Annotated in this window: 1 protein-coding gene; it reads left to right on the top strand. The window is 73.6% G+C overall.

The annotated features are described in order from the left end of the window. The coding region (locus ACR80Q_RS18360) for an AAA family ATPase (protein WP_435379095.1) at positions 1–390 on the top strand (390 nt) is incomplete at both ends.

The following is a 390-nucleotide window of genomic DNA, read 5'->3' on the forward strand; positions in this document are numbered from 1 at the left end:
GCGACGGCAGCAGCGTGTACCAGGTCGCCGGCGCCGACCTCTACACGTCAGCGTCGGTCCTCGCCGCCGAGCAACGGTTGGTCGCCGTCGCGGGACGACGAGACGGACGGACGGTTGACGGGCAGGCGGTGGAGATGGCGTTGCTGGAGGCGACCGCGAACGGCACCGACCTGAACGCGGGGCAGGTCGCGTTGGTGCGCCAGATGGCGACCTCCGGGGCCCGTCTGCAGCTGGCGATCGCGCCGGCCGGAGCCGGGAAGACCACCGCCATGTCCGCGCTCGCCGCAGCCTGGACCAACGGTGGTGGCACCGTCGTCGGTCTCGCCCCCTCCGCAGCCGCCGCAGCCGCCCTCCGGGACCACATCGGCACCTCCAGCCACAGTGCGAGCG

Source organism: Aquipuribacter aurantiacus, from assembly GCF_051216895.1.
GTDB lineage: Bacteria > Actinomycetota > Actinomycetes > Actinomycetales > JBBAYJ01 > Aquipuribacter.